Annotated in this window: 12 protein-coding genes; all 12 read left to right on the forward strand. The window is 49.0% G+C overall.

Annotated elements, in window-relative coordinates; all coding sequences use genetic code 11:
• Positions 1 to 77 precede the first annotated feature (77 nt).
• From BM322_RS05710 to BM322_RS05770, 12 genes are read left to right on the forward strand one after another with little or no spacing between them, the layout of a single operon-like run.
• Positions 78 to 2,675 (forward strand): glycosyltransferase family 2 protein, encoded by a 2,598-nt coding sequence (locus BM322_RS05710; RefSeq protein WP_177220825.1) that lies wholly within the window; start codon positions 78 to 80, stop codon positions 2,673 to 2,675.
• Positions 2,668 to 3,933 carry a glycosyltransferase gene (locus BM322_RS05715; protein ID WP_075428949.1) on the forward strand — a complete coding sequence of 422 codons (1,266 nt, stop codon included), beginning with the start codon at positions 2,668 to 2,670 and terminating at the stop codon, positions 3,931 to 3,933. The genes BM322_RS05710 and BM322_RS05715 overlap by 8 nt, the downstream gene beginning before the upstream one ends.
• Positions 3,930 to 9,848 carry a glycosyltransferase gene (locus BM322_RS05725; RefSeq protein WP_082334394.1) on the forward strand — a complete coding sequence of 1,973 codons (5,919 nt, stop codon included), beginning with the start codon at positions 3,930 to 3,932 and terminating at the stop codon, positions 9,846 to 9,848. The genes BM322_RS05715 and BM322_RS05725 overlap by 4 nt, the downstream gene beginning before the upstream one ends.
• Positions 9,849 to 9,896: 48 nt before the next feature.
• Positions 9,897 to 10,856, forward strand: a complete 960-nt coding sequence (locus BM322_RS05730) for a hypothetical protein (protein ID WP_075428950.1) — start codon at positions 9,897 to 9,899, stop codon at positions 10,854 to 10,856.
• Positions 10,856 to 12,508, forward strand: a complete 1,653-nt coding sequence (locus BM322_RS05735) for a glycosyltransferase (RefSeq protein WP_075428951.1) — start codon at positions 10,856 to 10,858, stop codon at positions 12,506 to 12,508. The genes BM322_RS05730 and BM322_RS05735 overlap by 1 nt, the downstream gene beginning before the upstream one ends.
• Positions 12,509 to 12,522: 14 nt before the next feature.
• Entirely contained in the window at positions 12,523 to 14,283 is a 1,761-nt protein-coding gene (locus BM322_RS05740; RefSeq protein ID WP_075428952.1) for a glycosyltransferase family 2 protein, read from the forward strand.
• A gap of 19 nt (positions 14,284 to 14,302) precedes the next feature.
• A complete protein-coding gene (locus BM322_RS05745) occupies positions 14,303 to 15,193 on the forward strand; it encodes a phosphorylcholine transferase LicD (RefSeq protein ID WP_075428953.1) in 891 nt (296 codons plus the stop codon).
• Positions 15,194 to 15,221: 28 nt separating this feature from the next.
• Positions 15,222 to 16,250 (forward strand): glycosyltransferase, encoded by a 1,029-nt coding sequence (locus BM322_RS05750; RefSeq protein WP_075428954.1) that lies wholly within the window; start codon positions 15,222 to 15,224, stop codon positions 16,248 to 16,250.
• Position 16,251: 1 nt separating this feature from the next.
• Positions 16,252 to 18,333, forward strand: coding sequence for a sulfatase-like hydrolase/transferase (locus tag BM322_RS05755; RefSeq protein WP_075428955.1), 2,082 nt, complete (start codon positions 16,252 to 16,254; stop codon positions 18,331 to 18,333).
• A gap of 12 nt (positions 18,334 to 18,345) precedes the next feature.
• A complete protein-coding gene (locus BM322_RS05760) occupies positions 18,346 to 20,022 on the forward strand; it encodes a phosphotransferase (RefSeq protein WP_075428956.1) in 1,677 nt (558 codons plus the stop codon).
• Positions 20,023 to 20,025: 3 nt separating this feature from the next.
• A complete protein-coding gene (locus BM322_RS05765; protein ID WP_075428957.1) occupies positions 20,026 to 20,214 on the forward strand; it encodes a hypothetical protein in 189 nt (62 codons plus the stop codon).
• Positions 20,211 to 21,590 carry a cytosine permease gene (locus BM322_RS05770; protein WP_075428958.1) on the forward strand — a complete coding sequence of 460 codons (1,380 nt, stop codon included), beginning with the start codon at positions 20,211 to 20,213 and terminating at the stop codon, positions 21,588 to 21,590. Before BM322_RS05765 ends, BM322_RS05770 begins: the two co-directional genes overlap by 4 nt.
• Positions 21,591 to 21,639 lie beyond the last annotated feature (49 nt).

The following is a 21,639-nucleotide window of genomic DNA, read 5'->3' on the forward strand; positions in this document are numbered from 1 at the left end:
TGTGCTGACGAACTAGTATAATAGGATTGGCGGCAAAGAAGAGAGGGACGTGCACGATGAAATTGGCGGCTTGTTATATGGTGAAAAATGAAGAGAAAAATCTGGCCCGGTCACTGGGCTCGATTGCAGGTGTCGTCGATGATATTGTGGTGGTAGACACGGGCTCGACGGATAAAACAAAAGCGATTGCAGCTGGTTTTGGCGCCAGGATATATGATTTCCCCTGGCAGGAAGATTTTTCAGCTCCGCGTAACTTTGCTATCGAGCAGACTGATGCAGACTGGATCTTATTCCTCGATGCGGATGAATTTTTCGCTGCTAAGCCGGCCATCAAGGAGTTCCTGTCCAGCCAGCAAAAACTCCCGGATGCGTATATGGTAATGCGCCGTAATCAGGAGGATGGCCAGGATAAGGACGCAGGCCTAGGGACGGATTGGTGCTGCCGTTTGTTTCGCCGGGCGCGTGAGCTACGCTATCAGGGCATCATCCATGAGCAGCTTACCCGGGCGGATGGAGGCATATGTATTGCGAATCTGCCGAAAGAAATTTATCTATGGCATACAGGGTACCAGCATGGCTTGATCGAGGAAAAATTGCGGCGCAATCTCAAGCTTCTGGAGAAGGACAGCAGGGAAAAGGGAGAGACGCCGCATCACTGGCTGCATATGATTGACTGTTATTTTGGGCTTGGTGATTATCAGCGAGCCTATCAGTATGCGCTGAAGGTCCGGCAGTCTGAGCTTGAAATCTTCAATAATGAAGCGCATCTATATCATATGCTGATCGAGTCCATGCGGCAGCTCAAGCTGCCTGCTCAGGATATGCTGCCATATGCCGAAGAAGCCTTGCAGAAATATCCGACGATGCCAGAGTTCCATGGCGAGAAGGGCATGATACTCTGCGCCCTGGGAGAGCTGAAGGAGGCAAGGCAGGAGTTAGAGACGGCGATTGTTTGCTATCAGCATCCGGAAAGATGGCCGGCGCAGACGGGCTACTTTACGAAAAAGTCAGCGGCGGTGGTTCGTGCACGGCTGGAAGAGTTATACCAACTGGAACAAGAACAGGAGAGTAAGGTGGAGCAGTCAAGGATAACGGCATGTTATATCGTGCGCAATGAGGCGGATAATCTGGCCCGTTCGTTGGCCAGCATCAAAGGCCAGTATGATGACCTCATCGTGGTCGATACTGGCTCGACGGATACTACAAAGGCTGTAGCACAGGAATACCAAGCTAGGCTCTATGATTTTACGTGGCAGGACGACTTTGCGGTGGCGCGTAACTATGCATTGGATCAGGTAAAGACCGAATGGGTACTGTTCCTCGATGCAGATGAATATTTACGGCCGGATTCGCCAAGCAACCTGCATGATTTGGTAGCACGGGCGGGAAACTATGAGGTCTTGCTGCTGGCTATGCAGAATATCGAGCCGACAAGCGACGAGGTACTCATGGAGTTTTGGGCACCGCGCTGCTATCGCTATCGGCAGGAGCGCCGTTATGTGGGAGCTATCCATGAGGAGTTGCGCGATAATGGTGCTGTAATCGAGTCTGTCGTTCGTGTGGCACCAGAAGAAATCATGCTGATCCATACCGGCTATGCGGCAGCTGTATCAAAGGAGAAGGCTACGCGGAATCTGCTGCTTCTGCATAAAGCCATGGAACAAGAGGCAGAACCGCAAAGGCTTTATCGTTACCTGGCCGAAGCTTATGATGGGATAGGCGACCAGAAGTCAGCCGAGGCATGGGCCCTGCGCGATGTGGCGCAGGGCCGGCAGCCTGTGGTTTATGCCAGTGCCTCGTATCGCTTGCTGCTGCGGTATTACGCTCAGTCCGAGCAGCAGGAAAATCGCTATATCCTGGCAGCAAATGCAGTCAGGGAGTTTCCTGAGGTCCCAGAATTCCATGCGGAGCTGGCGGAATGTTTGGCAAGTATGGAAAAATGGGCTGAGGCAGAACAGCAGGCTGATCTAGCTGAAAGAACATATGTGAATCGCACAGGGGCTGAACCTGTGATGTTTACTGACGAGATGTTAGACACGTTGCGACAGCGCAGGAAAACATGGCAAGAAAATATCAGCATCGGTAATGATGAGGTGCTGTCTGTATTGCGGAGAGCACAGCAGGAAAAATCAGGACAGTATCCGCAGAAATTATTGACTGCATTAGCCGATAATGTTCCGCAGCTAACCAGAGCGTTGCTGGCGTTGGAACGGGAGCAAACATCAGCAGTGCAGGCATTGCTGGGGCGCGGCGAGAAATTACTGCCAGCTGCGATGGCGCAGGTATGGGCGGCTTATCGTGGTTTGCAGGGGGTGTTGCCGTCTGCCGACGGATATGGTTTGATGCTGAAGGAGGCTTTAGTCTATGGTGATGAAAGCCAGCGGCAGCGTTTCCTGCAGCTATCGCTGCAGATGACGACGGCCGAGGTCTATCAAGCTGCTGAGGCCGCTTTCCAGGAAGAGTTATGGGAAGAGGCTTTCCGCATGTATGAGACAATCCCTGCGGATGCACCCGAGGTGACGGCAGAATTTTGGCATCATGCGGGTATCTGTCTGTATCATCTTAGGGAATCAGCAGCAGCAATCGAATGTTTACAGCGGGCACAGGCGCTGGGCTGCAGGAATCGGTCAATCCCCGCATATATCCAGTGGAGTCAGGAGCTAAGCCATGATTAAGATATCTGCATGTGTTATTGTGAAGAATGAAGAGAAGAATATGCCGGCATGGTTGCATTGTGTGCAGAACATTGCCGATGAGTGCATTGTCGTCGATACAGGCTCGACCGATGCGACAGTCCGTCTGGCCAAGGAGGCAGGGGCCAGGGTCTATGAGCTCACCTGGCAGGATGATTTTTCCTATGCCAAAAACTATGCGTTGGACAAGGCAACGGGGGACTGGATCATATTCCTTGATGCGGATGAATTTTTCCCCGATGAGGAATTCGGCTTAGTACGGGAACTTATCAGCAAATATCATGGACGCAAAGAGGTAGCAGGTATCTTTACGCAGCGCATTGAGGTCGATGTGGATAATGATTATGAAGCATTGGGCAGTTCGCGACAAATCCGCATTTTCCGCAATTCGCCGTTTATCCGCTATGTGGGCAAGATTCATGAAACGTTGCAGAACACGGGAAAAAGAAAGCAGACCATGATGTATGATAATACCCTGCATATCTATCATACGGGTTACTCACAGAAATTGATTCAGTCTAAAGTCGATAGGAATCTGGAACAATTGCTGGCCGAACGCAAAAGACGCGGCCCAGAGCCAATGGATGCTTATTATCTGGCAGACTGCTACTATGCCAAGGGGATGTATCATGAGGCGCTGCAGTATGCGGACGAGGCAATCAAGTCACCAATAGAGGCAGGCGGACTTATGAACCGGCCCTATGCGATACGAGAACAGAGCCTGATCTATCTGGAAGCTGATGAGCAGGACATCGTGCAGGCGATGGAGCAGGGGCAGGAGGCATTTCCGACATTGGCAGAATTTGCTTTACTGCTGGCAGCGTATTATTGGGATAAACAGGATTATCTATTGGCAGAGCGTTACAATCGGCAGGGCTTAGAATGCTATCAGCACAACAAAGAGCGTAATACGCTGGATTACCGGATTACGGATCATGCAGAAACTTTGCTGCCGAATGCCTGGTGGCGAGCTGGGGAATTATACCGTTGGCGCGGGCAGGAGGATAAGGCCGGTACTGCATATCGCAAGGGGCTAGCTTTGCAGCCGCAGCATGAAAAACTGCGACGCTCGCTGGAAAAGCTGTCAGGGGCAAAACGAGCGCTGCCGGACTGCAAGGAGGCAGAAAAGATGATAAGGCGAGTATCTATATTATATAGGTGGGCAGCTGCCGAGCGGCAGGGAATCGAGGCAATCTATCCTGGTGCATTGGCACAGCTTTTACCAGAGGTGCAATCATGAGTTTGTTATCGGCATGTGTCATTGTCCGGAATGAGGCAGAGAATATCCGGCAGTGGCTGGAGAACATGAAAAAGATAGCGGATGAGCTTATCGTGGTGGATACAGGCTCTACCGATGATACCGTGGCCATTGCGCAGCAGCACGGGGCCAGGGTCTATTCGTTTGCCTGGCAGGATGACTTTTCGGCGGCTAAAAACTATGCGTTGGAGCAGGCACATGGGCGTTGGATCGCTTTTCTCGATGCCGACGAATATTTTACGGAAGAGTCCTTAGGCAAAGTGCAGCTTGTGCTGCGGCAGGCTGATCGCAAGGCGGCTTTGGTTGGCCTGTTTTGCCGGATTGTCAATATCGATTGCGATACGGGGGAGGATCTGCAGAGCACGTTCTATCAGGTGCGCTTGTTTCGTAACAGCAGGTATCTGCGTTTTGCGGGGAAAATTCACGAAAAGATACAGTATAGTGGGACGGGGCAGAAGTCGCTGGAGAAGACGGATGATTTGACCATCCTGCATACTGGCTATTCGCGCGCCATCATCCGGCAGAAGATCGAGCGCAATCTGAAGCTGCTCGAACAAAAGGCAGCGCGCGGTGAGAAGGAGGATGTGGATGATTATTATCTTGCGGAGTGCTATCTTGGTCTGCAGGACTATGCGCAGACCAGGAAATATGCCTGGCAGGCAATCCAGAATCAGGTGCATATTGTTGGCATGGAGATGCGGCCATATGAGCTCTATATCCAGGCATTGATATCCTTGCAGGTTCCTTTGCCAGAGCTGACAGCAGCCTTGCAGCAGGCTATCGAAACCTACCCGGAGGCGGCAGAGTTTCATTTCCTGTTGGGGCTGGCCAGATTCCAGCAACAGGAGGAGCAAGCTGCTGCGCTGGAGTTTCAGCGTGGACGTGAACTTATGGCTTTGGCTGAGGGCAAAATGCAGAATGGAACATTGTCGGAGCATGCTGAGTCGCTGCTGCCAGATGTCTGTCGTGCAGAGCAGCAGATTGCGGAGCGGCGCAAGTCACACTTGCTACAGACGGATGATCTGCCGGTGGACTCGCTGCGTCAGCGCATCTATGCAGCCTTGCAAGCCCACGAGTATCCGCAGGCAGATGCGGTCATTCGTGAACTGCAGGCCATTCGGCCGGAGGAGGCAGGGGAGTTGCAAGTCAGTCTGGACATTGAGCAGCATGATCTTGACAAGGCTGAGCAGGATTGGCAGTCTCTGCAGAAGTTGTCCCCATCGGGCTGGGGCACCCAATTCCTGCAGGCAAGATTGTTGTTTGCCAAGGGGGAGACCGTACGGACTGCGGCTTTGCTACAGGAGATGCTGAAACAGGCTGGCTGGCCGGCAGCTTATTTAGAAAAATTATATAATCTTTTGGGCCAGTGTGCGCGTTTCCTCGGCAATAGTGCCCTAAGTACAGAAGCCTATCGGTTGGCAGCAGCGCAGACCAGTGACCTCTCTTTGGCGGCGCTGGAATACAGCAATTATCTTTTTAATTTGCATTATCTGCCCGTAGAGGATGTCAGGTCACTGCGGGAGGCAGCGGCTGCTTATCAGCAGTTTTTCGAGGGACTCGCGCAGCTCCCAACGCGTAAGTTAGGGAACCTGCGTGATGGACGTTTGCGGATTGGCTATATTTCGCCGGATTTCCGTGAGCATGTTGTCCTGTCGTTTGCCTGGAATATGATAACGGGGCTGGATAAGAAACGTTTTGCAGTCTATGCCTATGCCTGCAATCCAGAGGATGATATGAGCCGTCAATTAGCCAGCCGGGTAGATGGCTGGCGTAATCTTATGGCGTTGCCGTTAGATAAAGCAGCCCGCGTAATCTACGAAGATGAACTGGATATCCTGGTCGACCTTTCTGGCCATACGAAGCGGAATTGTCTGCCGATACTGGCTTATAAGCCGGCACCAATCCAGATTTCTGGTATCGGCTATTTTGCCTCAACGGGTCTGGGGGCAATTGATTATGTACTGGGAGATGCGTATCTGGATCCTGAGGGGGCTGAGCAGGAGTTCACGGAACAGCTCATCCGGCTGCCGCACAGTCATTTCAGCTATTTGCCGCTGCATAAGGCACCGGCTGTAGCGGCAGCGCCATGCAGCCGTAAGGGCTATATCACGTTTGGCTGTTTCAATAATTTCACGAAAGTAAATGATGAGGTGCTCAAAGTATGGGCGGAAATCTTGCGCCAAGTGCCACAGTGTCATCTGATGCTGAAGGCAGCGGTATTCGATCAGGAAGACAGCCGAGAGTATGTCATACAACGCTTGCAGGCAGCTGGGCTGCCTTTGGAGCGCTTAGAATTGCGCGGCCTAACGAAAAATTACTTGCAAGAATACAGTGAGGTAGATATTGCCTTGGATACGTTTCCCTATCCGGGAGGCGGGACAACCTGTGATGCGCTTTATATGGGCATCCCGGTAGTCACATTGATTGGCAATACCCATGGTGGACGTTTTGGCTACTCTTTGCTGCAAAATATAGACTTAGGCGATCTATGTGCGGCGACGCAGGCGGAGTATGTCCAAAAGGCAGTCTCTCTAGCCGCAGATAAGGAATTAGTACAGCAGCTGCGCCAGATGATACGCCCGTTGCTGCAGAAATCCGTCGTCATGGATGCCAAGCTGTATTGTGAGGAATTAGGTGATGCCTATGAGACGGTATATGTCCAGGCTATCAGCGATAAGGAAGCGCGTAAGGATATGCTCGGTATGGCTATCGATGCGGGAAATCTGTCCCTGGCAGAAAAAATCAAGGGCATGCTGATGGCTGCTGGTGAGGATGATGCCTATGTGCTGCTATTAGCAGCATATTTGGCGGAAAAGCAAGATCGCTTGTCTGAGGCGCTGGCCTTGGCCGAAAAAAGCCTGTCGCTGGGAACGCTGAACCGTTCGCAAGGCGGAATGGTCCATCATCTGCAGGGAAATATTGCCCGCAAGCAGGGCAAGAGGGCTTTGGCAGCGACTGAATATCTGGCATCGAGCAAGAACAAGGATATTGCCAACGGGAAGCTGGCGGATTATAGCAATTATTTGTTAAATCTCCAGTTCCAGGAAATATCAGCTGAGGAGCTTTTGCGTGTATCAAGAGGCTATGATGGTCTGACGATGCCGCTGCCGAAAATGAAACACAATGTAAATCGTCATTTGCATGAAAAACTCCGTGTGGGCTATATATCCCCGGATTTCTGCCGTCATATTGTTGCTTGTTTTAGTCAGGTATTTTTCAAGGGGCATGATAAATACCGCTTGGAAGTATATGGGTATGCCAATTGCCGGGAGGATGATGTCACGGCGAAATTGGCAGCTGATGCCGACCATTGGCGCAATATATATGGGCTGGATCCTGTAGCGGCAGCAAGGATGATCTATGAGGATGAGATTGATGTGCTGGTGGATTTATCCGGACATACGGGCAATAATTGCCTGCCAATCTTGGCCTGCCGGCCGGCACCTGTCCAAATCAGCGGTATTGGCTACTTTGCAACGACTGGTCTTGCAGCAGTAGATTATTTCATCACTGATACCTATGCATCGCCACAGGGAGAAGAGCGTTATTATACGGAAAAACTTTTATGCCTGCAGCATAGTCATCTTTGTTATCAGCCACTGCGAGAATCATCTATGCCAGCATATCCAGCTGCTTGTGCAAGCCAGAAAATCATCACTTTTGGCAGCATGAACCAGTTTGATAAGCTGTCGGATGAACTCTTGACGGTATGGGCAGAAATCTTGCGACAGGTACCGTCGTCGCGGCTTTTCCTGAAGGCCGGACTGTTTGATGATGCTAAGCGCACAGAAGCCGCTTTACAGCGTCTAGAGAAACTGGGACTGCTGCGGGAGCGGATCATCACCGAAGGCTATACCGAAGATTATCTGGAAAGCTATCGTCAGATTGATATTGCGCTGGATTCCTGGCCGTATCCTGGCGGGGGCACAACTTGTGATGCCCTCTATATGGGAGTTCCTGTTGTGACGCGGCGGGGAAAAAATCATCATCAGCGTTTTGGCTGGAGTTTACTGGCCAACTGCGGCCTGGAGTTTTTGGCTGCTGATGATTGGGATGGCTATATACGGTGTGCGGTCGAATTGGCCCGTGATCCGTCCAAGATAGCTGAGCTGCATCGGACAATCCGCAGAAAACTGCAGGAATCTGCCGTGATGAATGCGGGTATCTATCAGAATGACTGGGAGAATGCCTGTCTGGCAGTCTTTGCCCATTGGCGCAATCAGCAAGGAAAAGCTGCAGTAATATGGCTGGATAAGATGCGGGCGCAGTGCAAGGCTGCTGAGCAAGCTGAAGACTGGCCGGTGATTTTCCGCCTGGCAGGCGCAGCAGGAGATCCGGCTCTTTATGAGGGGCGAGAGATATATCTGTCGGCAATGGCTGCTTATCAGTTGGAGGAATACCGCCGGGCCGAATTCTGGGCGCGGCAGGGGATTGTCCGGCAGGTGCCTGAGCTGGGACAATGTATGAATATCTGGATGAACAGTCTGCAGATGCTTGGGGAGCTGCAGCAGGCACTGGCAATCTGCCAGCAGGAGCTGGAGAAAGATATTTCCTATAGCTATCGCAAAAGTTATCTGCTTTCAGCAGCGAGCATTTGCTATCAGTTGGGGCTGCCAGAGAAATGGCGATATTATCAGCAGTCGTATGAGCAGGAACGAGATTTATGGGAGAAGTGTGATTCTTATGGCTCGTGGCTCTATTGCTATAATAGTCAAGAGACAGGCGAAGAGGAGCTATTGGCCGCACATAAGGCGTTCAATGACCTATTGGCAGGGATAAAGCCCTATGTGCATACGAAAGCTCGGCATCAGCATAAAAAACTGCGCATTGGCTACATTTCGCCGGATTTCCGTCAGCATGTGATGTATCATTTTGTCATTCCCTTTTTGGGGGCGTATGATCAGGCGAAATATGAGGTATATGCTTACAACTTGGCAGAAAGCCCGGATGCCTATACGGACATGCTCAGAAGACTGCCGGATCATTGGTGGGATGTCCAAGGCAAAAAGCTGGAGGATATTGCCCGCTGCATCTATGACGATGAGATCGATATCCTGGTCGACCTGGCTGGCCATACCAAGGGCAGTGGATTACCAGTACTTGCCTGGAAACCAGCTCCGATACAGATATCCGGGCTGGGCTATATGGCGACGACGGGGCTGAAAACGGTGGATTACTTCCTGACGGATCCATGGCTCGATCCTGAAGGGGTCAATGAGCGCTATTTTACGGAAAATCTGCTACGGTTGCCTACCCACCTGTGCTTTGTGCCAGAGGGGAATATTCCCGAATCGGCCGGGGCACCATGTAAGGAGCGTGGCTGGCTGCTGTTTGGTGTATTCAACCAGTATCTGAAGTATACTGATGAAATGATTCGCAACTGGCAGGAAATCCTGCGGCAGGTCCCTGATTCAAAGCTGCTGTTGAAGTCGCAGGTATTTTTCAGTCCTTGGACGGTAGAGCAGGCATATAAGCGGCTGGTTGGATTAGGTGTCGACATGGATCGCGTCATTTTTGAACCGGCGACAAGGGAGTATCATCAGCGCTATCTCGATGTGGACATAGCCTTGGATACGTATCCTTACCCTGGGGGAGGAACGACCTGTGACTCGCTTTATATGGGCGTACCGGTCATATCGCGCTACAGCACGCGCCATAGCAGTCGTTTCAGCTACAGCATCTTACAGAATGTCGGTTTGGGAGAGCTGGCAGTAACGACAAACGAAGAATATGTGGCGCGAGCTGTTGGCTTGGCAAACGACCGGGAATTGCTCGATATCCTGCACAAGAATCTGCGGACAATGATGCGCAATTCACCGATGATGGATATGCAAGGATATATGCAGGTGGTGGAAGGCTGGTATCAGAAGATTTGGAAGGATTTTCGGCAGTCATGAAGAATAATATAACAGTATAGAAACTAGATGGCAGGGGAGGCTGTGAACATGGGAAAAGCAAATCGGCGCATAAAGAAGAGACAACAAGAAAAGATACAAACGCAGCAACGTGAGATAAATGTAGACAATGAAGAGCGTATTCGTCAGCAGATGGCTGCTGAGCAATATGAAAAAGTCATTGAGACGTTGGCTGATCTGGTCAAGGGCAATGATATCAAACCGGAGTTTATCTATGATGGCGCATATGCGTATTTCATGGTAGGGGATTATGAGCGGGCGGCTGTCTGGATAGACAACACCTTGCACTTTGCGCCCACGCATATTCCGGCGCGCTTGTTACTGGCCAGATTATGTACCTTACAGGATCGTGCCAGTGATGGACTTGCTGTCTATGAATTCCTGCTCACGAATTGGAAAGAAAATCTGACAGCGCAGCAGCTAGAGGAGATTGAGGAGCAGACCGAGTATTATGCGCGTAATGAAGCGCAGATGCTGTGTCAGCAGTATCCCCAGCTGGCTAAACTGGTGCAGGCAGAGCCTGTAAAGCAGACTGAACCGGAAACTGTCGTACAGGCAGAGGAGATGCCTGTAAAACAGGAGCAAGAGCGGCCGGTTGATATGTTGCGGCAGCTCAAGGCTAAGATTGCTTCGGCAACCGGGGCACCAGTGCCTGAGCCAGAGAAAGAAAAAACAGCTGTTACAGAAACAGTGGAGAACAAAAAAGCGACAGTGTCTGATATACAGGAAATCCTGCAGAAACCAATAGCAATCAAGGAAAAGATTCATTTGCTGCAGACTTTGGCCGGTGGCTGCTATATGCAGGCGGATCTGGCCACAACGGCAGAATATTTGAAGGCGGCGCTGCAGCTTGATCCTGGGGAGGAGACTGTATTGCGCAACCTGGCACTGGTCATTGCGGAACAGGGAGATAAAGATAAGGCTTTGCAGTATGTGGCGAATATGGCCCATATGGATTTCCTGCTCCTGCGTGCAATCCGTGAACGCTGATGAAGGCGGTCAGTGTTATCCTGACAGTGGCAGAAAACTCAAGATATGCAAATCAATGCCTGCAGATGCTGCAGGCATTTTTGCCTAAGGGGCAGTTTGAGGTCATTACGGCTGCGCGCAGTCAGGAAAAAGAAGAAAAGGAAAATCTGTCAGCTGCCTGGAATCGGGCGGTACAGCAAGCAGAGGGAGAATATTTATTTTTCCTGCATGATGATGTCGTCTTATGCAGACGTACATTTTCACGGCTTTATCATGCGCTGCAGGCACAGGCTGGCAAGGGCTTGGTGTTCCCCATGTCCAATCGCAGTCATTATCCCGAAAACCAGGTATATCCTGATCCGTATGAGGATTTCCAGCAGTTGTTGCAGTATGCAGAGACGGTTGAACAAGGTTTTTCTGGTGGTGAGCGGCTGCTGGCAGAGGATGCGTGTTTTTTCTTGACAAAGGAGACCTATCAGTCGATAGGCCGATTTGCCGAAGAGTTTTCCAGTGGCAAGTGTGTGCTGGCAGATTATTCCCTGCGGCTGCGTGACGCAGGAATGCCGGTCACATGCGTGGCAGCGTATATCCACCATGAGCCGGGCGGTGCTGAATTAGATGGATATGGGGAAAAGGCTGATCATCATTGGTTTGAATTCAAGTGGGGCTTGCCGCTCTGGGAACCGCACTGTCTGTGGGCAGAGGCCATCCAAAAGGCGAAATGGCAGGGCCGCCGTACGATACAGAGCGTCGTTGCCGAATACCATCAAAAATTGCCATTGGTCAGTGTGATGATCCCTACTTACAATCGGCCACAGTTGTTTGAACAGACTTTGTGCAGTGTCCTTAGACAACGCTATCCGGCTTTGGAAATCTTGATTTGTGATAATAGTACAGATCAGCGGACAGAGAAGTTGATGGAAAAGTATGCTCATGATCCGCGTGTCCGCTATTACCGGAATGCGCAGGCAAAGACAAAAGCAGAGAATTTCCAGCCCTTTGAGTATCTGGCACGTGGAGAATATCTGCAGTGGCTGATGGATGATGACATACTGGCCGATGATAAGATCTGGCAGATGGCAGCCATCCTTATGACCAAACCGCAGGTTACACTCTGTGCATCCCGCCGGGGTGTTATTGATGAAACGGGGAAAGAGTTGGGGCAATTGTCGCAGGAATTGGACATTCGCAGTATGTATGCACTCTATGATGGAAACGCTATTGGCCATGCTGTATTGACAAGTGGTAATAATTTTATTGGCGAACCCTCGTCGGTGCTTTTCCGCCGGTGGGATCTTGCCCATCATTATTGGCGGGCTGAGGCAGCAGGCTATGCAGTGATTTCTGATGTAGCAATGTATATGGAGCTCATGGAGAAAGGCGATTGCGTGATTTTTCGCGATGTGCTCAGCTGGTATCGGCGCCACTCTGGGCAGGAGGGACAGCAGATTGATGTACTGCTGCAATCGTGTGTAGAGTGGGTGCGGTTATTGCAAAGCTACTATCAGCGGAAAGTCTTTGTGACAACGAAGAAAGCATACCGGGAAACGCTCGCCTATTGGCAGCAGGATTGGGAGCGACGTTTTACGCCGCATCTGGCTGCGGCTGGTGATGACATGAAGAAACAGTATCTGGCATTGCAACAGGAAATAAAAGCTATTCTAGGGGAATGAAGGGAGCTTGGGCTATGAAAAAAATCGCCGTAGTATCGATGGTAAAGAATGAAGCAGATTTGATTGAGAGTTTTGTCCGTCATTCCTTGACGTTTGCTGATGTGATAATCCTTGCTGATCATAGCAGTTCGGACAAGACAATGGAAATATTGAAGTGCCTGCAGCAAGAGGGATTGCCAGTGGTGGTAAGATCCCTTTATCAGGTTGAGCTGGCGCATCAGGAAGTCATGAATGCTCTGCTGCAGGAGGCGATTGATGACTATGGGGCGGATATTATCCTGCCGATGGATGCCGATGAGTTCCTCGTTAATACGGAAAATCAGTTGTCATGCCGTGAGATTTTGCAGCAGCTTGATACAAAGCTCTTGTATAAACTGGAGTGGCGCAGCTATGAGCCGTTGAAACAGCATGAGGATGAAGATAAGTTTACGCTGCTGCGTCCCTGCCAGCGCAGTCATGACTTTGCTCCAGGGCAGAAGACGATTGTAGGCGCTGAGATGGCTAAGCGTCCCGGGTTTCGTCTGGTTCAAGGGTGTCATTTTGCCTTTTGGGAAAACAATCCGAATCATCCCCAGATTGCCTGGACGGTTGCGCCTTATGTGCATACGGCACACTATCATTGGCGCAGTGATGAACAGTATATGGCTAAGATTGCAACCAGCTGGATCAATAATGTATCGAAGTATTCAGTCAATACGCCGACAGCCAGCTATCTGAAAGGATTTTATGAGAAGATTCGCCAGGGCGAGCGCATAGAGCCGGATAATCTGCTGAAAGATGGGGAGGTATTTGATCTGCGTCCCTATGTACAGGATATTTCTTTGCGGTATAGCCAGAATGTGCGGCCAGATGTACTGAAGAATCTGATGGCGGCAAGTGTTTTGGTGGCTGAGTCATACGTGGAGGAGAAAATCAAGGCACGTAAGAAAATTGTCACCGTGGTAATTCCGTATCTTGGTGACAGGCAGGCTTTACAGCAGACCTTGCACCTCGTAGAGGAACAGACGTATCCGTTCCTAGAGATATTTATCTGCAATCTGTCGGGAACTGAGGATATTGGTGTCAATCTGGCTGGTAATGCAGATGGTAATATCCATCTATTGAATGGGGAGAATCTCTTTGATACATTAGCTGCCAAGGCTGCTGGCGACTATGTGCAGTGGCTGTTGCCAGGGGATTCTATTCGCCCAGATAAGATTATGAAGATGGCAGTTTGCATGGAGACACAGGATTTTGACTATGCATTTACGATGGTAAATGGAGATGAGAGTTACGCAGATTGGTCGCCGTATACCGATATTCTCGTTGATGAGGAATTCTTGTCGGCAGATCGGGAAAGAGTGTGGAAAATTCTTTTGCGCGATGGCAAGAACCCGTCACGAGGGATTGCTGGAACATTGATCCGTCGGGGGATTATGGATAATTGCCATTGGTTCCGTGATTGTTTCCTGAGCAATCGTGTGTTGCAGATGACCATGTGGAAATTGCTCATGATGAGAAGACCTGAAGATGGACGTTATGGATTGGTCGGCATGATCCAGGAGAAGGAACTCTGCGCTGCGCCCGAGAAGAATATTGCGATTGAACGCTATGTCTGGCAGCAATTGGAGTGGGGAATCCTGCTTCTGCAGGAAGGCGATTCGCTGGGTGATGAAGGGAAAAGGATAGCCCAGCAGTCTATGAAGCGCAATCATGATATGGTTGCTGCACATAAGCAACAGGCTGATGAAGGGCTTTGGCAGCAATATGAGGCTATGCTGGCACAACTTCGTTAAGGACAGGATGTGACAGAGAATGGATTGGATTAAAGATATTGGCAAAGATGAAATACGGTCGGGCTTTTTAGTAACGACTGATCGCAAGAAAGTCTGGCAGGTAGAGATGAGTCTACTGGAAAAATTCCGGTCAATATGCAAAAAGCATGATCTTAAATGGTATGCGGGCTATGGAACTTTGCTCGGAGCAGTCCGCCACAAGGGCTTCATTCCCTGGGATGATGATATCGATGTATTGATGATGCGCCCCGATTATGAGCGCTTCAAAGCGATTGCTGCTCAGGAGCTGTCGGAACCGTTTTTTTTGCAGAATAGTTATACCGATAGCTTTTTGATGGCATTTTCCAAGATTCGCGACAGCAGGACGACAGGAATTGAGTTTATAGATGACCCCAATATGCATCAGGGAATATTCCTGGATATTTTCCCGTTAGATGACGTGCCGGATAAACAATCACAACGGCTGGACAGTATCAAACAAATCCAGTATGAGCTATGGGCTACAATTGTGTCTCCGCAACAGATTGATGCGTATGTAAGTGATGGTGGGAATTCCCGGGTAAGTGGGGAACTATTGCAGCGCCTTTGCCGGATGCCGGCAGCTGAGCGCATGGAACAGTTTGAAACATTTTGCAGCGATCACTTTGGCAAGTCAAGCCGGGTTAATTTCATCACGGAAGAATTGTTAGACATTACGCCGTCCTGGCAAAGAGATTGGTTTGCCGAAACCATGGAAGTCCCCTTTGAGCAGGGGAGCATTGTCATACCGAAGGAATACGATAAGATATTGACCGAAAGCTATGGCGATTATATGCAGTTCGTAAAAGGGAAAACAGATCATGAGGGGATAATCCTAAGCGCAGATATCCCCTATCGGCAGTATTTTCGGGAGGTACTCTTGAAACAGTAGATATCTTCTGTTAGAAAGGATTAGAGTTATGCCAATCGTATCGGTAATAGTACCGCTGTATAACAATAAACGCTTTGTGGGAGAGTGTATTACCAGTATATTGAATCAGACGCTGCAAGATATCGAGGTAATCCTGGTGGATGATGGCTCAACGGATGGAGGGCTGGCCTATTGCCAGCAACGATTCGGCCGAAATTCCAGAGTGCGGATGTATTCATTGGGAGAGAATCAAGGCCCCGGGCCAGCGCGTAACCGGGGCTTAGACTTGGCAACGGGCAAATACGTTGTGTTTGTTGATAGTGATGATCGGATCAAGCCAGATATGCTGGAGACTTTATACCACTTTGCTGAGACGAACAATGCGGATATCGTACATTCCAGGGGACGGTGGTTACTATCAGAAGATGGCGGCTATGAGGAGGCGTATATCGATGACAGTATAGTCATTGAGCAGCCACAGATGCTGACTGAATCACAGGAACAGCGGATGAGTCTGTTGGCATCCCGCGCCTTTTACGCGGCTTTGTGGACGAAATTGTTTTCCCTGCATTTCCTGCGGACGCATCATATCCGCTTTGAGGCAATTACCAATGATGAAGATTGGCTTTTCGTTTATCAATGTTTGAAATATGCTGAGCGGGTACTCCTTATCCCGCAAATATATTATGAGTATCGGGTCACTAATCATTCCATCTTGCGGGGAGATCATCCTAAAGCCAAGATTGCTGACTATATGCATACTTTGGCGGTACTGCTGAGTAAGGTTGGGGAAAAGGATGTCCGGACGATGTTTATTGCGGACATCCTGAAACTACTGCAGAATGGCAGTTGGGCAAAGACCGATATGAGCAAAGATGCGGATATTGTGCAGATGCTCGAGAGCGGAGGGGCATCGTTATCTGCACAAGATGCGTCTGCTGTGATATGTGTCTTGCTTTGCAAGCTGATTGAGCAGCGGCAAGATGTGGAGCGCCTCTGCCAAGCAGAGGCTGTAGGGAAACAGTTGTTGCTGGAAAATGAGAATATGAAAGCAGCTATCAGCGTGAGAAAGGTATAAGATGAGACAGAATGAGTTGTTTTATTCTTTGACAGAAGATGTAAAGGATAAGAAATTTGACGATGCGTATCTTTTAAAGTTGATAGAATTTTGGCAGGCTGATGATGATAAGACCGAGGGGAATATCTTTTATGCCAGCTATGCGCTAGCGCATGGAAATCATGAGGTGGCACTAGAGTATGCGGAAAAAGCATTGCAAAAGCGAAAAATCAATTTGCAGCTGTGGCGTATCTTACGCGATGCCTATTGGCAAAAGGGCGACAAGAAGAAAGCTATTTTTTTCGCTGGTCTGGCGTCGAAGTTTTACAATGAACCGGTCAATCTCCCCATACCGCGGGAAGAATTGCAGGCAATACTGGATGTCTTTTCTCTGGCAATGGGACATGGCGACTTTGCGCCAATAGCACAGGGGCGAATGCGTTTTACGCCAAATGGCATAGAGAAGAAACTGGCTATCTTCGCTGGTGAATATCTGCCGACGTTAAATGAGCAGAATGAATACCGGCTGTGGTCAGGCGCGTATACAGAGCAGGAGATGCTGGACTATAAGGGAAAATTGTTGGCAAAAATCAAAGATGATGAAGAAATAGCAGAAATCTGTGGTGCAGATTTTACCTTTGATTTGATGAAGGGAAAAACCATCAAGGAGAGTGAGACTATTCAGCTGGCAGGCTCAGCAGTGATTGTACCTATAATTGGTACGGTGGAGCATCAACAACTGAATTTCTTGACAGATACAGGCACGACTGCCGACTGGTTAGGGAAGTGGACAAGCAGCTTTTTTCGTTTAGAGCAGACAACAACCTTGTCCTCGGCAGAACCATTTGTATTGGGAGAGCCAGTTTTACTGGAGCATAGTCCCAGACGCAAAAAAGTGGTGTTGAATATACTGGTTGACGCATTATGCTGGCGGGCAGTTCAAGAACAAGACTATGAGCTGGTACCGAATATCCTGGCTTTTTTTGAAAAAGGGATTATCTTTTCAAATCATTATTCGGCGTCAGAATACACCTATCCATCGTTTGCTACGATTGAGACTGGAATGTATCCGCAGCATTCGCAATTGTTCAATGAAAAAGCAGCTGATGCATTGAACAGCGAATATATTACCCTGTCGGAACAGATGAAAAAACAAGGGTATTACTGTGTGAATATCATGGGGTGCGGCGAGGGCGTGTACGATGGTACGGCACGTGGCTATGATCGTTTGATTACGAATGCCTATGCCTTGCCTGCTTATGTAGGGGTGGAGCGAACCATCCATCAACTGGAAGCCTTTGGCGAATGTGACCAATTTCTCTTGCTGCATATGATGGATACGCATCCTTGGGCGGCACATACCTTCCAACTCCCGCTTACCACGCAGACGCATTTCGGATTGAGCGAGCGGTCCTTAAAGGAAGAACAAAAGAAAAACAGTGTCTATCTGCCGAATAGGCCGCTCTATCATCACTGGAATGCGCAGGGAATCCGTGATGTTGATATGGCATTGAAAAAGTTGTTTGATCATATCAATGCCAATTATGCAGAAGATGAGTACATCATTCAGCTGTATTCTGATCATGGTGTACCTATCTATGATGAAAAGAATTATATATTGAGTTCACATCAGACGGGAGCTGCTTTCATGCTGCGAGGTTCGGGGATTCCGGCGTTAGGGATGGTAGATGAATTGACCAGTGCGGTAGATATTTATCCTGTGCTGGCGCATTGTGCAGGTTTTGCTGTGCCAGAATATGTGGATGGCCAATTACCAGCAGCGCTAGGAGGAACGGCCAGGGAGTATACGATCAGCATGTCCATGTATCCGGGGATTCCCTGGATGATATGTGTACGCACCAAGGATTATGAGTGCCGGGCAGAATCACGCGAAGTATTGGATGAAGATGGTCGCACGGATCTTGCGGATCTGTCGCTGCATATATATCGGCGCAATAGTGAGCAGCCGGTGCAATCTGAGCGACTGGAAGCATATTTCAGGGATATCATCGAGTCATTCAGCCAGGATATCAATAATCATGGCCGGCAGTGGCCAGAGATGCGGGCAAAACGCTGGGAATGGTATGAAAAAGACAAGGCTTGAGAGGACAGGAAAATGATGACGGAAAAACAGTTTAATGAATTAATGACAACCTATCGGCAGCAGCAGATCGATGGGATTGTCGATGAAAAGGTCCGGCAACAGCTTGCGCCTTATCGTGTACAGAATGCAGTCATTATGGCAGCGGGGATGAGCTCACGATTTGCGCCATTGTCCTATGAAAAGCCTAAAGCACTTATACGCGTAAAAGGCGAAATACTCATAGAGCGTGAAATCCGTCAGCTGCATGAAGCCGGGATACGGGAAATCTATCTGGTAGTCGGTTATATGAAGGAAAAGTTCTTCTATTTGGCCGAGAAATATGGTGTTCATATTGTTGTCAATGAGGACTATTATCGCTATAACAATACATCGACTTTGATGCGGGTAGCTGAAAAGCTTGGAAATACCTATATTTGCTCATCGGATAATTATTTTACGGAGAACCCCTTTGAAGAGTATGTATATCGGCCTTATTATGCTGCTGTTTATGCAGAGGGACCGACAGATGAATACTGTTTGCGTGTAGATGAGACTGGACGTATCTGTCAGGTGGATATTGGTGGCGAGAATGCCTGGTATATGCTGGGGCATGTCTATTTTGACCGGACTTTCAGCAGGCGGTTTGTGGAGATATTGCGACGGGAATATGAGCGGCCGTCAGTAAAAGCAGAGCTGTGGGAGGATCTCTATAAAAATCATATTGATGAGCTGACACTCTATATCCGCAAGTACGATGCAGCAATCATTCATGAGTTTGATTCGCTGGATGAATTGCGTCAATTTGATGATCAATATATTTGCAATGCAGATTCGGAGGTGTTCCGTAATATCTGTCAGGTATTGGCATGTAGGGAGGATGAAATCCATACGATTGTCCCTATAAAATTTGGTATGACGAACTTATCTTTCCGTTTCTGTTGCCGGGGGGAAACTTATATTTATCGTCACCCTGGCCGTGGAACGTCCTTGTATATCAATCGGAAAAGTGAAGCAGCTTCTATGAAGATTGCCAAGGATTTGCAGCTGGATAATACGTATATATTTATGGATGCACAGAGTGGCTGGAAAATATCGCGTTACATCGAGCAGGCGCAAACCTTGGATTATCATAATTGGGAACAGGTCGAAAAGGCGTTGCAGCTGTTGTCAATTTTGCATGCAAGTGGTAGAACGACAGACTATTCCTTTGATATCTGGCAGGAAATCACACGTTTTCAGCAGGCACTCAAACAAAAGGGACAGGATGATTTTGCGGACATGCAGGAATTAGCAAAAGCAATCGAGGCGTTGCGGTCAATTTGTGATTTGCAGAAATATAGAAGTCTTTGTCATGCGGATAGCTATGCGGCTAATTTCCTCTTTGATAGTGAAGGACGGGCGGCTTTGATCGATTGGGAGTATTCTGGCATGGCTGATCCTGCGGTTGACTTGGGGACCTTCGTTACGTGCTCGGATTATTCCGAGGCAGAAGTAGAAAAGGTTTGGCAGCTGTATCAAGGACGGGAGCTTTTGCCTCAGGAGCGCCTGCATTATATGGCCTATCTAGCTGTATGTTCCTATTATTGGTTCCTATGGTCGCTCTATCAGGAGGCCAATGGCAAGAGCGTCGATCAATATATGTATATCTGGTATCGCAATGCAAAAACATATCAGAAAAGAGCGCTGGCTATATATCAAGAGGAGGGCTGATAGATGTCTGATGAAAAAGTGATCCAGAAGATATTACGCGAAGAAACGGAACGGCGTCTGTCGATCATGTCTGACCCTGCGTACCGGTTCCCCGAGGCACTTCCTGCTATAGATAAAGCTGGAATCTTGCTAGGGATAGCCGGTTCGCTATTGATGCTGGCAGCTTGTATGATGGGGTGGTTAGGCGAATGAATCAGCAGCATTATATCCAACAGGAAACCGTTACGGGTGTAGTACCTATTTTGAGGGACGAACGGAAATACTCGTTTGCAGACATATTTCTATCAACCAGTGGTTTTGCCATTGCAACCTGGTGTTATACGCAGGGGGCATATGTGGCTCAGTTTTTGGGCTTCAAACAGATGCTCATCAATATTTTCTGTGTGAATATCGTTTGGATCCTTATCGAATGTTTGCCAGTATTGTTTGCCGTGCATTATGGTATCGATCTTTGGATATGGCTACGGGCTGTCCTAGGACAGCGTGGCGTAGCTATCTTGTCCACGACGATCAGTCTGGCAAATTTTGGCTGGTATGCAGTGGCTGCCGGACTATTTGCCTCATCGATGATTCACTTGGCGGGGCTATTTGGACTGGTATTAGATGTATCAATCTGGAAACCAGTACTGGGGACACTGTGTGTCGTTTTAGGTACCTATATAGCGCTTGGTGGGCCGGAGATGATTCGCTGGGTCAGCCGGATGATGGTGGCAGCATTGCTACTGGTTGGTGTTATCGTGGTAGGCTTGTGTCTGACGGCGGTGCCGCTTGAGCAGCTCGTGCAAGTACAGGCTTTGTCGCCGGGGGATGAATCTTTTTTGACACGTTTTGTGACATCGGCAGAAGGCAATGTAGCTTTTGCTTTTTCCTGGTCGACGCAGGCGTTGGTGCTGCCTAGACTTGCCAAGACAGAACGCAGTGGCTATTGGGGCACGGCGATATCTTATGGACTCGTGGCGCCGTTCTTTGTTGCTGCTGGTGGTGTTATGGCAATGGCAATGTTTGTGGCAAATGGTACATATGAAAGCGATCCGACAACTATCTTGGCAGCACTATGTGGACCTGGTGCTGCACTCCTGAGTTTGCTGTTGGTGGCCTTTGCCAATATCGGTACACAGGGAACAGGCTCATATGTCAATTGCATGATTGTGAAGAGCGGATTTCCTACGGCAAGTTATCGTTTATTGGTGCTGGGGGCTATGGTTTATGTCAGCTTGTTGACGATCTGGGGCGGCGTTGAAGAGAATTTTGGTGCGTTTATTTCTTTGGCAGCCTATATCCAGGGGCCAATCATCGGGATGACCGTAGTGGATTATTTGCTGATCCGCAAACGGGAGATATCCTTGCCTGATGCGTATATGCTGCCGGGACATGATGCCTACCGGTATCCGGGTGGTATGAACTGGAAAGGCGTAGGTAGCGTCATCCTGTCCTTTGCTTTGGCGATGCTGTTTGTCTATAATCCATTTACCGGTGAGATACATGGCGATATTTTTTATTGGACAACGGGGAGTGGTTTTACGGCAATTTGCGGAGGCTTGTTATACTGGCTGGCAAATAAGCTGTAAAATAGTCTTTTGACTGATAAATAAAGGGAAGAATGGTTTGGATGTAGAA

Source organism: Selenomonas sp. GACV-9 (genome assembly GCA_900116485.1).
In the GTDB taxonomy this organism is placed as follows: Bacteria; Bacillota; Negativicutes; order Selenomonadales; family Selenomonadaceae; genus Selenomonas_A; species Selenomonas_A ruminantium_G.

What these genes read in the sequence shown, in the direction of transcription:
- BM322_RS05710 (WP_177220825.1), top strand. Translation starts at nt 78, where the DNA reads ATGGTGAAAAATGAAGAGAAAAATCTGGCCCGGTCACTGGGCTCGATT.
- BM322_RS05760 (WP_075428956.1), top strand. Translation starts at nt 18,346, where the DNA reads ATGATGACGGAAAAACAGTTTAATGAATTAATGACAACCTATCGGCAG.
- BM322_RS05735 (WP_075428951.1), top strand. Translation starts at nt 10,856, where the DNA reads ATGAAGGCGGTCAGTGTTATCCTGACAGTGGCAGAAAACTCAAGATAT.
- BM322_RS05715 (WP_075428949.1), top strand. Translation starts at nt 2,668, where the DNA reads ATGATTAAGATATCTGCATGTGTTATTGTGAAGAATGAAGAGAAGAAT.
- BM322_RS05730 (WP_075428950.1), top strand. Translation starts at nt 9,897, where the DNA reads ATGGGAAAAGCAAATCGGCGCATAAAGAAGAGACAACAAGAAAAGATA.
- BM322_RS05770 (WP_075428958.1), top strand. Translation starts at nt 20,211, where the DNA reads ATGAATCAGCAGCATTATATCCAACAGGAAACCGTTACGGGTGTAGTA.
- BM322_RS05740 (WP_075428952.1), top strand. Translation starts at nt 12,523, where the DNA reads ATGAAAAAAATCGCCGTAGTATCGATGGTAAAGAATGAAGCAGATTTG.
- BM322_RS05755 (WP_075428955.1), top strand. Translation starts at nt 16,252, where the DNA reads ATGAGACAGAATGAGTTGTTTTATTCTTTGACAGAAGATGTAAAGGAT.
- BM322_RS05725 (WP_082334394.1), top strand. Translation starts at nt 3,930, where the DNA reads ATGAGTTTGTTATCGGCATGTGTCATTGTCCGGAATGAGGCAGAGAAT.
- BM322_RS05745 (WP_075428953.1), top strand. Translation starts at nt 14,303, where the DNA reads ATGGATTGGATTAAAGATATTGGCAAAGATGAAATACGGTCGGGCTTT.
- BM322_RS05765 (WP_075428957.1), top strand. Translation starts at nt 20,026, where the DNA reads ATGTCTGATGAAAAAGTGATCCAGAAGATATTACGCGAAGAAACGGAA.
- BM322_RS05750 (WP_075428954.1), top strand. Translation starts at nt 15,222, where the DNA reads ATGCCAATCGTATCGGTAATAGTACCGCTGTATAACAATAAACGCTTT.